Origin of the sequence: Micromonospora sp., from assembly GCF_048594385.1 — a bacterium.
GTDB classification, from domain to species: Bacteria; Actinomycetota; Actinomycetes; order Mycobacteriales; family Micromonosporaceae; genus Micromonospora; species Micromonospora wenchangensis.
The window spans coordinates 1-14,850 of sequence record NZ_JBMDWU010000397.1; the positions used below are offsets into that span (position 1 = coordinate 1).

The window sequence follows — 14,850 nt, forward strand, 5'->3', positions numbered from 1 at the left end:
CCCGGCCGGAGGCGGTGGGGCGGCCCGCGCGGGCGGGCCGCGCCCGGTCGTGCGGGAGAGCGTCGCCGAGGTCGAGCCGGGTGTCACCGCCGCGACCTACCGGCCGGCCCGCCCGGTGGCGGTGCCCGCCGACGGCAGCGCCTACCGGGCCGTCATTGCCGTACTGGACCTGCCGGTCCGCCTCGACCACGTGACCGTGCCGCTGCGGGCCGCCGAGGCGCACCTGCGGGCGACGGTCCGCAACACCTCCACGCACACCCTGCTGCCCGGCCCGGCGGCGGTGTTCCACGACGCCGACTTCGTCGCCACCACCCGGCTGCCGACCTGGGCGCCCGGTGAGGAGACCGAGGTGGCACTCGGGGTGGACGACCGGGTCCGGGTGGAACGCGAGCTGACCCGGCGCTCCGACACCCGGGCCGCGCTCGGCTCCACCCGGCGGCGGGACGTGGAGTACCGGATCAGCGTGGCCAACCACACCCCGCGACCGGCGACGGTGGAGGTCCGCGACCAGCTGCCGGTCTCCCGCGACGAGGCGGTGACCGTCCGGGAGGCCACCGTCGTCCCGCCGCCGGACGAGCGCACCGACCTGGGCGAGCTGACCTGGCGGCTGCGGCTCGGGCCGGGGGAGGGCGGCGACATCACCCTCGGGTTCCGGGTCGAACTCGGCAAGGGCGTGGAGCTGGCCGGCTGGCGGGAGTGACGGGCGTTCCCGCCGCGACCCGCCCGGCCGGCCGGGCGGGTCGCGGCGGTCACCCGACGGCCGTCACGGTGAGCGCGGCGACCGACGGGTGGGGCCGCCCCTGCGCGTCGTCGATCGCCACGGCCAGCCCGCCGGTGGCACCCGGCCCGGTGGGGGTGGACACCCGCAGGGCCGGGCCGCCGTCGACCCGGGCCACCGTCACGCCGTCGCGCACGGTGACCGTGACCCGGTGGGTGGCCGCCGGGTCCACGGCGGCCTCGGCGACCACCCGGCCGGCACGCAGCACCGCCACCCGGCCGTGCGTCACCCGGACCAAGACCGTGGCGTCGCCGTTGACCCCGACCAGCAGGGTGACGGTGCCGCCGTCGGCGCGCAGGCCGCGCACGGTGGCGTCGGCCGTGTAGCCGGTCCAGTCCGCGCTGGCGTACGCGAGCAGGGTGCCGTAGGCGCGACGTGGGCTGTCGGCGGGGAACCGGCCGCCGGTCAGCGGGGACAGGTCGGTCATCGGCTCACCGTGCTGGTCACGCCAGTCCCAGGAACGGGCGAACGGGTCGGTCACCACGGCGGGCACGGCGGTGCGTTCGACGACCGCGCTGACCAGTTCGGCGGCGGTGGTGCGGGCGTACACCTCGGCCCGTTCGACCTGCCCGTCGGCGGCCGACCGGCGGCTGCTCGGTTGCGGGGCGAGCGACTTGTTGGTCAGCGCGGCGACGAACCGCGTGGCGATCAGGTCGCGGCTGAACGCGGCGGCCTCCGGGTCGGTCGTCGCGTCCCCGATCTCGGAGAACGGGTACGCGAACAACTGCGGGCGGGGCAGCCGGTGGTCGGTGAACGCGGCGAACATCGCGTCGAAGTCGGCGGTCAACCGCTGCCGGTAGCCGGCCAGGCTCTCGCGCGCACCGGTGGCCGGCTCCCAGCGCCGGTGGGTCAGCGGGGAGCCGAGCCGCCCCGGCGCGGTCTGCACCCGGGTGTGCAGGTCGTGCGTGTGCGCCTGGAAGTCCCACCGGCCGGAGCGCCGCATCCGGTCGATCTCCGCCCAGCTCAGGTAGTACGGCCGGTGGGTGCCCACCTGAGCGGTGATCAGGTAGGAGGCGGCCACCATGCGGTGCCGCCGCAGGATCGGGTCGGCGTACGACCACAGCCCTCGGGTGCCGTCGTCGAAGGTGAGGTAGACCGACCGGGGCGGGACGCTCCCGCCGCGCAGGTAGTCGACGTACTGGGCCGAGGAGATCGTCCGGTAGCCGGCGGTGCGCAGCGCGGTGAGCTGGGCGTCGAACGCCTCCGGGGTGACCACGTAGTGTTCCCGGCCGGTCGGTTCGGTCGCCGCCGGGTCGTCGCCGTGCGGCCGGATGTCGTGGTACGCGACCACCACCGGCGCGGCCCGGTCCGGCAGCCGCCCGGCCGTCTCGGTGAAGCGGCGCAGGTCGGCGGGGTCGACCCGGGTGACCGGGGTGTCGTGCTGCCCGCTGACGTGGCGGCGCAGGTCGTCGAGGTACCAGGACACCCCGAAGGGCGCCGCCACCACCAGCAGGGTGACCAGCGACAGCAGCCCGCCGAGCGCGCGGGGCCAGAGCCGGCTCACCGGAGCACCTCGCCCCGGGTGAACACCACCGCGTAGAGCAGCACCAGCGTCCCCGCCCCGGCGAGGGTGAGCGCGACCCGGGCCAGCCGGGTCAGCACCCGCCGCCCGGCGTTCACACCGTGCTCCGCGACCACACGCCGCGCCGGATCGTCCCCACCGACCAGGGCAGCAGCCAGGACAGCACGGTGGCGGACAGCACGCTCATCAACGGCCGGTACGCCCAGCGCGGGTCACCCGGGTTGTCCAGCCGGTAGGCCAGCCCCCACGCGGTGCCCTTGAGCAGCACCCCGCACAGGTAGAGCAGCGGCACCGCCCACCAGCCGCGCAGCGGCGCCCAGATCAGGTGAGAGAAGGCCATCGCCGGGGCCAGCGCCACCCACAGCGCGTGTCCATAGTAGAGCGCGGCCGGGCCGGCCCCCCGCCGCCACATGAACGTGCCGGTGAAGAAGAGGTTCCGCACGTAGCTCTTCTTCCAGCGGGTCTGCTGGCGCAGGAACGGCCGCAGCCGGGCCGGCACGGTGGTCCACACCTTCGCCGAGCGGACGTAGCCGACCCGCCAGGCGCGCGGCGGGTGGTCCTCGTCGCGGACGAACGGCGAGTCGGCGAAGCGCGCCTTGAGCCGGTCGCCGATCCAGCGTTGCCCCAGCACGTAGCCGGTGAGCTGCCGGTCGGTGGCGAACCGGAACTCGCCGCCGAGGAACCGGTCGGCCGCCCAGGCGGGCAGGTAGTTGAGCACCGCCTCCCGCCGGAACACCGCCAGCGGGCCGGAGACGCAGGTGACCGCCCCGAACGACGCCTCGGCCGCCTTGGAGACCCGGAACTGGCCCTCGTACCAGACGTCCTGCACCCGGCTGAGCAGCGACTCGTCGGGGTTGAGCGCGCGGGCGTGGCCGCTGACCGCGCCGAGGTCCGGTTGCCGCAGCAGCGCCTCGACGCAGCGTCCCACCGCGTCCGGGGCGAGTACGCAGTCGGAGTCGGTGAAGGCGAGCACCTCGCCGGTGGCGTGCCGGGCGGCGTGCACCAGGGCCCGCTTCTTGCCGACGTTGCGGGGCAGGTGCAGCACGGTGACCGGGAGTTCGGCGGCGAGCCGGTCGAGCACCTCGGCGGTGCCGTCGGTGGAGCCGTCGTCGACCACGATCACCTGCAACGGGCGGTACCCGCTGCCGGTCATCGACCGGACGCACGCCTCGATGCCGTCGGCCTCGTCCTTCACGGCCACCAGCAGGCTGACCGTCGGGGACGGCGGCAGCGGCGGGAACGTGGCGGCGTGCCGGGGCTGCGCCGGGGCCTCGGCCGGGTCGACGTAGCGGGCGTAGGCCAGGTAGAACACGGCGACGGTGGCGGTGAGCACGGCGAAGCCGTAGAACGCCAGCAGCGGGGCGTACGGCAGCAGGGGCAACTGGCGGGCCAGCAGCACGATCAGCGGGAGCAGCGCGAGCACGGTGAGCAGCCGGCGCAGGCCGCGCCGGACGGGGGCGGTCGCCGGCATCTCAGACGACCTCCCGCCGGGGCAGTCCGGTGAGCCGGTAGGTGGCGTCGAGCACCATCGGCTGCCCGCGCAGCCACGCCTCGTCCAGGCCGGACTGGCGGGTGTGCACGACCACCAGGTCCCACTCCCGGTCGGCCGGGTCGGCGACCCGGTGCAGGAGCTGGCCGTCGGGGGTGCGGACCGTGTCGACGAGGTCGTCGACGAAGGCGACGTCCGCGCCGGCCCGGACCAGCTCGCCGATGATCTCCAGCGCGGGGGACTCCCGGACGTCGGCGACCCCGGGCTTGTAGGTCACCCCGGCCAGCAGCACCCGGGCCCCGAGCAGCGGGCGGCCGGCCCCGGCGAGCAGTTCCCGGATCCGGTCGACGACCCGCCGGGGGCGGGCGGCGATCCCCCGCATCGCGGTCTCGATCAGCGGTGCCTCGCGGCGCTGCCCACGGACCTGCCACAGCAGGTAGTGCGGGTCACACGGGATGCAGTGCCCGCCCACCCCCGGGCCCGGCTGGAAGGCCATGAACCCGTACGGCTTGGTGTCCGCCCCGTCGATCACCTCGGTGACGTCCAGGTGCAGGTCCCGGCAGAGGTCGGCGAACTCGTTGGCCAGGGCGATGTTCACCGCCCGGAAGGTGTTCTCCAACAGCTTGGTCATCTCGGCGGCCTCGGGGGAGCCGAGCCGGTGCACCAGCGGGGTGATCCGGGCCAGCGCGGCGGCGGCCCGCGCGGTGCACTCCGGCGTGGTGCCGCCGACCACCCGGGGGGTGAGTTCCTGCCGGTGCCGGTCGTTGCCGGGGTCGACCCGTTCCGGGGCGAACGCCACGAAGACCTCCTGCCCGACCCGTAGGCCCCGGGCGGCCAGCGGCTCGACCAGCAGCTCGCGGGTGGTGCCGACGTAGCTGGTGGAGGTCAGCACGATGGTCTGGCCGGGGCGGGCGTGGGCGACCACCGCCGCGCAGGCGGCCCGCAACGCGGTGAGGTCGGGGGCGAGGTGCCGGTCCACCGGGGTGGGCACGCAGATCAACACCGTGTCGGCGTCGGCGATCTCGGCGACCGCGGTGGTGAGGCGCAGTGCCGGGTCGGTGGCCCGCAGCGTCTCGCGGAGCCGGCTCCGGTCGTCGTCGAGCAGGTCGGCCCGGTCGGCCCGGATGTCGTCGAGCCGGTCCGGGGAGATGTCCACCCCGGTCACCCGGGCGCCGCCGGCGACCAGGGCCAGGCTGGTCGGCAGGCCCACGTAGCCGAGGCCCACCACTGCGGTACGCGCACCGGGGCCGGCGACGGCCGGCTCCGGCGGGGCGACGGGGGAGACGGGGGCGGTGGTCGGGACGTCGGCCCGGGGGGCGGGCAGGAGCTGCGACATGGTCGGTGGCCCTCACGGAAGGTGAACGGGGATGACCCCAGAGTGCCGATCCGGTCGCCCCGTCGGCTGTCCGTCGAACAGACGCCCGGCCGCAGAAAGACTACGGTCGGTGACTGTCCGTTCGGTCAGTTCTCGGCGCGGTGGCAGCCCGGACGCGTCGTTGTCGCCCCGGTGTCCTGACTCACGGTCGTCCCAACCGACTCACCGGCCCCGCCGGTCACGGTGCCCTCGGCGGTCGACGTCGAGTAAGAATCATCACTGGCGGTGAGCCGCCGGCCGTGCTCCACCGCCCTGCCCCGGCCGGCGCGGCGGGCCGGGGCCGTTGCCCCGGGGTGGTGCCACACCCCGGGGTGGTCCGCCGGTCGCGGTCCGCGAAGCCTTGCCGGTCGCGGGTACGGCGGCTTGCCGGGCGCGGGTGCGGCGCGGTGCCGGGCGGGCGGGGTGGCGCGGCCCGCTGGACATCTCCCGGCACGCCCATCAATGGTCACCGACAGTGAGGTCGTCGTGTCGTTGCCGGGTCGTCACCGGGTGGCGGGACGACGCCCCGACTTTGTCGCCCGGGTGGGCTAGCCTCCGGTGTCTTCTTCCGTCGAGACGTGGAGTGTCCACATGGGATGGTCAGAGGTGTCGGGTGGCTACCAGGTCACTCTCCGCGATGGCGACGTCGTCGCCCGGAACGCGAAGGGGCGGGAACTGCGTTCCGTCCCGGCGTCCCTGCGCGACGATCCGACCGTGGTGGGGCTGCGGCAGCTCACCGAGTGGCTGGGCCGGCACGAGACCCAGTGCCGCACCGACATCGAACGCTGGATGGTGCGGTCGCTGCCGGTGCCGGTCGCGGTCCTGACCGAGGTGTGGCCGGACGAGGCGTGGCGCACCGCGCTCACCGACCTCGTCGTCGCGGTGCTCGACGACGAGGGCCGGCGCGACCCGGACGGCGTGGGCCTGCTCCGCGAGGTGGGCGACGGCCAGGTCGGACTGGTCGACCTCGACGGCGACAGCGTCCGCCGCAGCGCCGACCGGGTCGTCATCCCCCACCCGGTCACCCTCGACGACCTCGACGACCTGCGGGAGTTCGCCGCCGAACTCCAGGTCCGCCAGTCCGTCGACCAGCTCTTCCGGCAGACCTGGGTCCGGGGCACGGACGTCGACGCGACGGCGACCCGCTACGGCGGCTACGCCGGCGGCCGGTACGACCAGCTACGGCACCTGACCGCCCGCGCGACGTCGCTCGGCTACCCCGTCCGCGGCGGCAACGCGGTCTGCCGGATCGTCGAGAACGGCGTCACCGTCGAGGCCCGTTCCTGGGTCGGCGCGGACGACCCGTACTACGAGACCGAGACCGGTGACCTCGTCTTCACCGACCGACACGGCACCGCCCTGCCGCTGGGCGAGGTCGGCCCGGTGGCCTGGTCGGAGGGAACCCGGATGGCCGCCGCGCTGTACGCCGGCCGGGTCGTGGCAGCAGAGCAGGAGGAGGACCAGTGAGCGTCGACGCGACGGACCTGTTGGAGGCGGGCGCGGTGCTGCCCGTCGGCACGGTGGTGGCCAAGGACGACACCACCGACACCCTCACCGCCCGCCGGTACACCCACCCCGTCCTCGCCGGACGGACCGTGGTCCGGCTGGTCAGCGGCGCGCTCGGCGAGGCCGAGGACCTGTCCGTGGAGTTCCTGGGCTTCGCCCCACCCGAGCGGGTGACCCCGGTCGGCGTGGTCCGCCAGCAGGCGCTCGGCTTCCCGGCGTGGGCGCTGGTCAACGACCCCGCCAACGGTTACCACGCGCTCGCCCTGGTCAAGGAGATCGAGCGGCTGGCCCGCACGGCGCGCTCCCGGGTCGGCCCGGCCAAGGACGGCTTCAACGCCCTCGGCGAGCGGCTGGCCCGGTCGGTGCCGCACTTCCTGCCGACGTTCTACGAGGAGGCCGGCCGGGCGTTCCTCGCCGCCGACAGCGTCACCCACGCGGCGACGATGTTCGGCAAGGCCCGCGACGCCGAACGCGCCTACGGGCTGACCATCGACGAGGACCGCCAGCACGCCGTGTTCCTGGAGTTCGCGCTGGCCGGGGCGTTGACCGCGAAGGCGCTCTCCGGCCACGCCCGGGACCTGGCGACCCGGCGCACGCCCGCCGACGCGTACGCGATGTTCCTGCGGCTGTGCGTGGAGCGCACCCTGGGCGGCCTGCCGCCGTACGCGGCGATGCACACCGACCTGCGTCGGCTGGCCCGCGCCGCCGGCCTCGACCCGGCCACCGAGGACGAGCGGGTGCTCGGCGAGCTGCTGGCCGCGCCGGCCCTGCACCGGGCCCCGGAGGCGTTCTGGACGGCCTACCGGCAGCCACTGGCCCGGCTCGCCACGGCCGACCCCGCACTGCGCGGCCGGCTGCTCGGGCTCACCCCCCGCAACTGCGGCGACGACGTCTGGCTGGCGGTGCTGGAGGAGGCCGACGCCACCCGCGCACTGACCGGGCCGGCGGGTGCCGTCCCGGCCGAGGCCGAGTCGCCCGACGGGCCCGCCGGCTGGCTGCGCCGCTTCGACGAGCACCGGGAACGCCGCTCGTGGCGGGTCCGCAAGCGGCACCCCGGGCTGCTCGCCCTGGTGGAGCGGATGGCGGGACGGCTCAAGGCCGACGGGGTGCCGGTCGCGCTCTGCCGCGCCCACGACGCCGTGGACCTCGACCTGCTCGACACCTGCCTGGCGCTGGGGGTGCCCGTCGCGGATCCGGACGGCGACGTCCGGCACCGGCTGGACAACTGGTTCTCCGACGACACCGACGGCCGGCGTGACCTGGTCGCCGTCGCCGCCGACCCCCGGTTCCTGCCGATGCTGGTCGAGGGCGTCGAACGGCGACTGCGCACCGGCGGGCGGGACCTGCGCGACCCGACGCCCCGGGTGCGGGAGATCGTCGCGGTGCCCGGCCTGCGGACCGCCCTGCGCAGCTGGCTGGACACCCTCGCCGACGCCGTCGGGCGACAGGGGCTGCCGACGCTCGACCACCACCTCGACCGGGTCGGCACCGTCGCCTGCCCGACCGGCTTCGCCGTCAACCCCGACGCGGTACGCCGGCTCGTCGACCACGACCTCGGCCCGGTCCTCGGCCGGACGCTGCGCTCCGGCCTGCTCGACGAGTACGGCTGGCCCGCCCTGGACACCGCCGCCGAACGGCTCACCGGGTCGACGGCGGACGTGCAGCTCACCGGGCAGTGGCCGAACCTGCTGCTGCTCACCGGCGACCTGGTGACGGTCATCGGGCCGGACGGGGTGGAGCAGGAACACCTGATGCGGATCCCGGCCGGGGAGAACCGGTACCGCTGGCGGCTGGTGCTGCGCCACGTCGACGGGCAACTGCTGGTCTGCTGGGACCGGGGCCGGGACCGGGCCGCCTACTGGAGCGGCACCCCGGACGACGTCTTCACCCTCGCCGACGACGCCTTCACCACCTACCCCCAGCTGTCGCTGCCGCTGCCCGGCGGCGGGCGCACCATGGGGCGGCGTCCGTTGCGGGTCGGCGACCGGGCCGAGCGGACCGGTGGCCGGGTCATCAGCGACGGCACCACCTACTGGCTGCGCGCCGCCGACAACCCGCTCGGCTGGCAGGAGTACGACCCCACGACGGGCGAGCGTGGACGGTTCTCCCGGCCGACGTTCTTCGAGGACGGCACCGTCGACGGTCGACCCCTCGACGCCGGCGCGTCCTGGCTGCGCCCCACCACGTCGTCCGACAGCCCGCTGGGCCGCGCCGACGGGCTGGCCGGCTGGCGGGTGCGGCGCACGGCGGACGGCGGCTGGTCCGGCGAGGCCGTGAACGGGCGGTCCTTCGCCCTGCCGGCGGGTGCCGCCGACGGCAGGCTCGCGGCGGCGGTGCGGTTCCCCGGCGCGGACACCACCTTCGGGCTGCTGCACGGTGGCCGGGGCGCCAACGGCGAGCTGCTGCTCTGCGCCGAGGACGGCTTCCTGCTCGGGCGCTACCCGTCCGGCGGTGAGCGGTCCGCCTTCGCCGCCGGCAGCCGCCTGGTGCCGCCGCCGGAGTACTGGCACTTCCTGCGACCCCGCGACGAGGTCGGCTCGGCGGCGCTGCGCGGCGTCACCGACGCGCAGGCCGGCGCCCTGCTGGCCGAGGCCGCCGGGCTGGACGCCGACCAGGTGCGTGCCCTGGTCGCCCGGCACCTGCCGCAGCTCACCGCGCCCGCCCTCGTCGCCGGGGTCGCCGGGCTCGTCACCCGGGCCGCCGAGCAGGTGACGCGGCTGCGGCCGCTGGCCGCCGTGCTCGACGGCGAGCAGGACAACGCCCTGCCGGCGCAGGAGGCCCCGGCCGGGGCACCGGCGGTCGACCGGCTGCTCTCCGAGGGACTCGCCGGGCTGATCCAGTACTGCTACAGCGCGGAGGACAGCTCCCTGCGGCTGATCTCCCGCGCGGGCGCCGCGCTCACCGGCACCGACCCGACGCCTGCCGCCCGGGTCCAGCTGGACGGTGACCTCGACTGGTTCGACCTGCTGGGGGTGCTGCCGGCCGCGATGTACCGGGCGGTGGCCCCGATCTGCCTGTCCGAGGTCCGCGAGGCGCTGCTGACGCTGCTGGAGGTGTGCGCCCGCTCCGGGCTCCTCGCCCCGGGCAGCCGGCTGCGGCGGGCCACCCTGGTCGCCGACGCCCACCAGCCGGTCGACCAGGTCCGGGGGCAGCTGCTGACCGCAGGCGACCGGCGGCTGCTGGTGCTCGCCGTCGACACCGACGACCGGGAGGTCGACGTCCTCGACTGGACGCCGACCGGGCGGTTCTCGGCGGTGCCCGGCTTCCGGATCACCGAGGAGCAGATCCTGCCTACCGGTGACGTCACGCCGCAGCGGATCGACGGGTTCCTCCGGCTCGCCCGAGCCAACGAGCCGCTGGAGTGGCAGCCCGAGTGGGCCCGCACCCTGTCCGAGGCGGCGGGCATGAGCCACGCCGAGGCGGTGCTGCTGCTGGCGGGCCTGCCCCGGCTCGTGTGGGAGAAGGCCCCCGCCGAACTGCTGACCATCCTGGAACTGCCCGACCCGGCGGCACCCGCCGCGGCGGCCCGGTTCTGGGGCACCGGCGGTCGTGGCCGGCAGGCCTTCGCCAACCTGCTCGGGCGGCTGATCCCCGAGGACCCGGCGCGGCTGTGGGTCGACGGGCCCCGACAGGATCTGATCGTCGAAGAGTGGGTGCGGCGGCACGGGCCCCGGCGGCCCGTGCCCGACGAGTTGATCGTCGGAGTGGACAAGGCCGAGGTGACCAGCCCGCTGCCGGCCTCGACGGTGCTTCACTGGGTCGCCAACGCGGCCACCGGCCGGTGGCTGGCCGGGTCCGACACCGGCGTCGACGACGACGACGCGCTGATCGCGCTGACCAGGACGCTGCCGTGGCTGGCGTACCACCTGGCCGTCGACGACCCGATGCGGGCGGCGCTGCCGGTCGCCGCCGACCTGGCCCGGCAGCGGCGGCCCGACCCCGGCTTCACCGTCTCCATCGGGCACGTCGACGGCGCCAAACTGCCGGCGTTCACCGCCGCGTTCGGCCTGCCGGTGACGACCGGCCCGGCCGGCACCGAGGTCGGCCCGGTGCTGGTCCCGCCGACCGACCGCTGGCACCGGGTCCGGTTGTACCCGTCCCGGCTGTCCGGAACGGACGATCCGGCGCTGGCCGTGCTGCGGGCCCGCCTCGACCACGTCAACGAGCAGCTGCTCGCGGCGCTGCGGGCGCTGGTCGGCGGCCAGCTCACCGAGGTGGTGTCGCACGTCGTCCCGGCGATGGACGACGGCTTCGCGCAGGACCCGACCCGCTCGGCCCCCGACCTGGTCACCACGGTCGCCACGACGCTCGGGCTGGGCGTCGACGCGGCGGCGCTGTACCTGCAACTGCTCGCCCTGCCCGACCCCACCGACCGCAACGTGGCCCGGTGGACCGGCTGGAAGCCGGCCCGGCTCAAGGCGGCCCGCGCCGAGCTGGCCGCGACCGGGCACGTCGTGGTGGCGAAGCGGCCCCGGGCCGGGCGGTCGCTGTTCCTGCCCGGCGGCTGGTTGGCGCTCAAGGCGCCGCTGCTGCCGCTGGAACGGTGGAAGCTCCCGCTGCTGATCGGGGGCGAGGGCGGCGTGACCGCCCTGGGCATCGTCTCCCCGGTGGCTCCCCCGCCCCGGCTCTTCGCGCTCGCCTGGGCCCGGCTGTGCGACGGCGACGCACCCCGCTTCGACGATCTCGTTACGGAAGGGCGCCGATGACCACCACGACCACGCCTGCGGCCCGGCAGGTCCAGCCGGCCGAGCACGCCCACGCCGCCGAACTGGCGTTCCTCGCCGCGTACGACGACGGGCCCCGGCCGCCGGGCTGGCGGTTGACCCCGCGCGCGGTCGTCACGTTCATCGTCGGCAGCGGCGGTGTCGCGCTGGAGCTGCCCCGGCAGGCCCGCCGCGACGACCTGCCCCGCACGCTGACCGTCACCGCCAAGTTCGTCGGGGAACGGGCGCTCGTCGAACGCTGCGTCGTGACCCTCGCCGGGGAGCGGGGCCTGCTGCTCGTCGGCGAACCGGGCACCGCGAAGTCGATGCTGTCGGAGCTGCTGTCCGCCGCGATCTGCGGCAGCAGCGAACTGGTCGTGCAGGGCACCGCCGGCACCACCGAGGACCAGCTCCGTTACGGCTGGAACTACGCGCTGCTGCTCGCGCACGGGCCGAGCGCCGCCGCGCTGGTGCCCTCGCCGATCCTGGCCGCGATGCGCACCGGCGCGGTGGCCCGGGTGGAGGAGATCACCCGCTGCCTGCCGGAGGTCCAGGACGCCCTGGTGTCGATCCTGTCCGACCGGCGGATCGCGGTGCCGGAGCTGTCCGGCACCGCCGACGCCACCGTTCCCGCCGCACCCGGGTTCACCCTGATCGCGACCGCCAACCTGCGCGACCGGGGGGTGTCGGAGATGTCGGCCGCGCTCAAGCGCCGGTTCAACTTCGAGACCGTCGGCCCGATCGGCGACCTGGCCCAGGAGATCGCCCTGGTGCAGCGGCAGGCCCGCGCCACGCTGGAGCGGGTGCACGCCCCGTTCGCCGTCGACGACGCCGTGCTGGAGGCGCTGGTCACCGCGTTCCGCGACCTGCGGGCCGGGCAGTCGGTCGAGGGCTGGGAGGTGGAGCGGCCGTCCACCGTGATGAGCACCGCCGAGGCGGTGGCGGTCGCGTCGTCGCTGGCGCTGGCGGCGGCCTACTTCCCCGGCGACCGGGACGTGGTGTCGCTGCTGCCGGGGCACCTGCTCGGCGTGGTCCGCAAGGACGACCCGGCCGACGGGGCCAAGCTGCTCGGCTACTGGGACGGCGCGGTGCGGCGACGGGCCGAGGACGGCGCACGCCTGTGGCGGCGGCTGTGGGAACTGCGCGATGTCCTCACCGACTGACCCGCCCGTGCCCGCCACCGGGGAGCCGACGGCGGTCGACCCCACGGTCGCGGTCGCCGCGCTGGCCGGGCACCGCCGCCCGTACCTGATCGGGGTACGGCACCACTCGCCCGCGCTGGCGGTGGCCCTGCCCCGGCTGCTGGCCGGGTACCGGCCGGAGGTGCTGCTCCTGGAACTTCCGCCGGAGCTGGGGCGGTGGCTGCCGTGGCTCGCCGACCCGGCCACCGTCGCCCCGGTGGCGCTGGCCGGGGTCCTCGGCGACGGCGGCGGGCCGGCGTTCTACCCGTTCGCCGACTTCTCCCCGGAGCTGGCCGCGGTGCGCTGGGCCGCCCGCAACGGGGTTCCGGTCGTGCCGTGTGACCTGCCGCTGGCCGACCCGGCCTGGCGGGAACGCGAACCGGGTGCCGCCCCGACGCCGGGCCGGTCGTTCGCCGACGCGCTGCGCGCCGCCGGCAGCGGGCGGGCCGACGAGGATCTGTGGGACCGCACGGTCGAGGCCCGCGCCCCGGGCGCCGACCCGGAGGCGGTACGCCGGGCGGCGCTCGCGGTCGGCTGGGCGCTGCGCGCCGACGCCGAGCGGGGGCCCGGGGTGTCCGCCCTGGACCTGCGCCGCGAGGCCCGGATGCGGCAGTGCCTGGCCGAGGCGGGGCAGCGGCGGGTCGCCGCCCTGGTCGGCGCGTTCCACGCCCCTGCGCTACTGGTCGGGGAGGAGGCCCCGGCGCTGCTGACCGGGCCGGAGGCCCCGCGACCGGCCGGTCCGGCCGGCGCACCGGCGGTGGTGACGTCGCTGGTGCCGTACACGTTCGGGCTGTTGGACGCCCGGTCGGGCTATCCCGCCGGCATCCGCGACCCGCAGTGGCAGCAGTCGGTCCTCACCGCCGACGGCGACCCGGTCGCGGTCGAGTCGGCGACGACGGACGCCGTGGTGGCGGTCTGCGCGGCGATCCGCCGGGCCGGTCACCCGGCGGGCCCGGGGGAGGCCCGGGAGACCGTCCGCCTCGCGCTCGACCTGGCCCGGCTGCGCGGCCTGCCCGCGCCGGGCCGGGGTGAACTGGTCGAGGCGATCCAGAGCGTGCTGGCCCACGGCGAGGTGCTCGGCCGGGGCCGGGCGGTGGCGCACGCGATGGAACACGTGCTCGTCGGGGACCGGCGTGGCGTGCTGGCCCCCGGCACCCCCCGTTCCGGGTTGGCCCCGGCGGTCCGTGAGCTGCTGGCCGGGCTGCGGCTGCCCGGTGCCGGCGACCCGGCCAGGGAGCTGCGGCTGGACCCGCTGCGCTCCGCCCTGGACCGGCGGCGGGAGGTCGCGCTGCACCGGCTCCAGGTCTGTGACGTCGCGTACGCCGAACAGGTCGGCGGCGCGGGCGTCGGCGGGGTGGACCCGGTCACCACCCGGTGGCGGGTGCAGTGGTCACCCCGGACCGAGGCGACGATCGAGGTGGCCGGGTTGCGCGGGGTGACCCTCGGGCAGGCCGCCGAGGGCGCGCTGGTGGAACGACGACGGCGGGAACGCGCCGAGGACGGCCCGACCGTCGCCGCCGTGATCACCGGCCTGGCGGACGCCGCGCGGTGCGACCTGACCGCGCTGGCCGCCCGCCGGCTCGCCGAGGTGGCGGTCACCGTGCCGGCCGAGGGCACCCTCGGCGAGCTGGTCACCGCGCTGGCGCTGCTCGACCGGCTGCGTCTGGGTCACCTGCCGGGCGGTGCCGACCTGCCGCCCGACGAGCTGGGCCGGGTCGCCGAGGCGGTGGAGAGCGCGGCGGTCCGCCCGGTCGACGGGCTGGCCGGCGCGCAGGACGTGGCCGACGCCGAGGCGCTGGCCACGCTCGCCCAGCGGGCCGACGCCGCCGGGGCGGGGTTGCGGCTGGCCGACTGCCTGGCCCGGCTCGCCGCCCGGGGCACCCCGCTGATGGCGGCCGCCGCCGGGGCGGTCCGGGTGCTGCTGGGCCTGCGGGAACCCGCCGCCTTCGGGCGACTCGTCGCGTCCTGGGTGGACACCGCGTCCACGCCCGCCGGGCGGCAGCAGCTCCAGGGCCACCTGACCGGGCTGCTGGTCGTCGCCGAACCGCTGCTGCGGGCCAGCGGCGAGGTGTTCGACGGGCTCCTGGAGCGGGTCGAGACCCTGCCCGACGAGGAGTTCCTCACCCGGCTGCCGGCGCTGCGCGCCGGCTTCCACGTGGTCAGCCCGGCCGGCCGGGACCGGCTGCTGGAGGTGGTCCGGGGTCGGCTCGACGACGCCGGCCCGGACGCCGACGTGGCGGTGCTCGACGATCCGGACGCCCTGCTGGTCCGGCTGCGGGCCGACGCGGCGGGCCGCCGGGCGCTCCTGGCGCAGGGC

8 protein-coding genes are annotated in these 14,850 nt (G+C 76.4%); 5 read left to right on the top strand and 3 right to left on the bottom strand.

Annotation, left to right across the window (positions count from 1 at the left end):
• A partial coding sequence (locus tag ACOJTC_RS21220) for a DUF4139 domain-containing protein (RefSeq protein WP_420118189.1) occupies positions 1 to 700 on the top strand: 700 nt, incomplete at its 5' end.
• 49 nt (positions 701 to 749) lie between these two features.
• Here ACOJTC_RS21220 and ACOJTC_RS21225 read toward each other — a convergent pair.
• From ACOJTC_RS21225 to ACOJTC_RS21235, 3 genes are all read right to left on the bottom strand, one after another.
• Positions 750 to 2,282 (bottom strand): polysaccharide deacetylase family protein, encoded by a 1,533-nt coding sequence (locus ACOJTC_RS21225; protein ID WP_420118190.1) that lies wholly within the window; start codon positions 2,280 to 2,282, stop codon positions 750 to 752.
• Positions 2,283 to 2,394: 112 nt separating this feature from the next.
• Positions 2,395 to 3,771, bottom strand: coding sequence for a glycosyltransferase family 2 protein (locus ACOJTC_RS21230; RefSeq protein ID WP_420118191.1), 1,377 nt, complete (start codon positions 3,769 to 3,771; stop codon positions 2,395 to 2,397).
• Position 3,772: 1 nt separating this feature from the next.
• Positions 3,773 to 5,125, bottom strand: a complete 1,353-nt coding sequence (locus tag ACOJTC_RS21235) for a nucleotide sugar dehydrogenase (protein WP_420118192.1) — start codon at positions 5,123 to 5,125, stop codon at positions 3,773 to 3,775.
• A gap of 609 nt (positions 5,126 to 5,734) precedes the next feature.
• Between ACOJTC_RS21235 and ACOJTC_RS21240 the strand changes: the two genes are divergently transcribed.
• The 4 genes from ACOJTC_RS21240 to ACOJTC_RS21255 form a co-directional block, all read left to right on the top strand.
• Entirely contained in the window at positions 5,735 to 6,610 is an 876-nt protein-coding gene (locus ACOJTC_RS21240; RefSeq protein WP_204923156.1) for a DUF4132 domain-containing protein, read from the top strand.
• Entirely contained in the window at positions 6,607 to 11,355 is a 4,749-nt protein-coding gene (locus ACOJTC_RS21245; protein ID WP_420118193.1) for a hypothetical protein, read from the top strand. Before ACOJTC_RS21240 ends, ACOJTC_RS21245 begins: the two co-directional genes overlap by 4 nt.
• A complete protein-coding gene (locus tag ACOJTC_RS21250) occupies positions 11,352 to 12,515 on the top strand; it encodes an AAA family ATPase (RefSeq protein WP_420118194.1) in 1,164 nt (387 codons plus the stop codon). Before ACOJTC_RS21245 ends, ACOJTC_RS21250 begins: the two co-directional genes overlap by 4 nt.
• Positions 12,499 to 14,850, top strand: a 2,352-nt coding sequence (locus tag ACOJTC_RS21255; protein WP_420118195.1) for a DUF5682 family protein, incomplete at its 3' end; no start/stop codon positions are given. The genes ACOJTC_RS21250 and ACOJTC_RS21255, both read left to right, overlap by 17 nt.